Below are 1,137 nucleotides of genomic sequence, written 5' to 3' on the forward strand. Positions count from 1 at the left end.
CCTCGGCAGCCCCGGACAAACCAACTACGCCGCCGCCAACGCCTACTGCGACGCCCTCATCACCCACCGACACCACAACGGACTCCCCGGCACCTCCATCGCCTGGGGACTCTGGGCCGACACCAGCGGGCTCACCGGGCACCTGGGCGAGGGTGATCTCTCCCGGATGGCCCGCAGCGGGTTCCGTCCGCTGCCCACCCCGATGGCACTCGGGCTGCTGGACGCCGCGCTGCTCCAGGGCTCGCCCACGCCGCTGGCGCTCGACCTCGACCCGCGGGCCCTTGGCGCACAGCCCGCCGAGGCGGTGCCCGTGCTGCTGCGCGCCCTGGCCGCGACCGCCGCTCCCGCCCGCCGGGTCGCCGCCGAGCGGCGGCAGCCACTGGACTGGGCCGGCCGGCTCGCCGGGATCTCCGCCGCCGAGCGGCAGCGGGCGCTGCTGGATCTGGTGCGTACCCACGCGGCCACGGTGCTGGGGCACAGCGATCCGCTGGCCGTGCGGGAGGACGCCTCGTTCAAGGAACTGGGGTTCGACTCGCTGACCGCGGTGGAGCTGCGCAACCGGCTGTCCGCCGCCACCGGGCTGCGGCTGCCGGCCGCACTGGTCTTCGACTATCCGGAGGCTCCGGCGCTGGCCGAGTTCCTGCGCGGACGGCTGTTCCCCGATGAGGAGACGCCGCCCGATGGCGACGAGGCACCGGCCGCGGTCCTGGGTGATCTGGCCCGGTTGGAGAGCACGCTGAGCGGGCGAGCGCTGGACGAGAAGTCCCGGGCGGCGGTCGCCCAGCGGCTGCGGTCGCTGCTGTCCGCGGTCGGGGACGGCGGAGCGGACGGCGACATCGACGGGGAGGCGTTGGAGTCGGCCTCCGACGACGAGGTGTTCGCCCTCATCGACGAACAACTCGGCCACTCCTGACCCACCCCACCAGAAAGGAGGAGGAACAGATGACCACCACCGAAGACAAACTCCGCCACTACCTCAAACGCGTCACCCTCGACCTCGGCACCACCCGCCAACGCCTACGCGACCTCGAAGAACGCCACCAAGAACCCATCGCCATCGTGGGCATGGCCTGCCGCTACCCCGGCAACACCACCACCCCCCACACCCTCTGGAACTGTCTCTTATACTCATCTCAG

2 protein-coding genes are annotated in these 1,137 nt (G+C 71.9%); both read left to right on the plus strand.

Going from position 1 to position 1,137, the window contains the following annotated elements; genetic code table 11:
• Window positions 1–913: beta-ketoacyl reductase (locus E4099_RS32155; RefSeq protein ID WP_135342609.1), on the plus strand; the 913-nt coding region annotated here is incomplete at its 5' end.
• 29 nt (window positions 914–942) lie between these two features.
• The coding region (locus tag E4099_RS32160) for a polyketide synthase docking domain-containing protein (protein ID WP_135342610.1) at window positions 943–1,137 on the plus strand (195 nt) is incomplete at its 3' end.

This window comes from Streptomyces palmae, from assembly GCF_004684805.1.
Taxonomy (GTDB): Bacteria; Actinomycetota; Actinomycetes; order Streptomycetales; family Streptomycetaceae; genus Streptomyces; species Streptomyces palmae.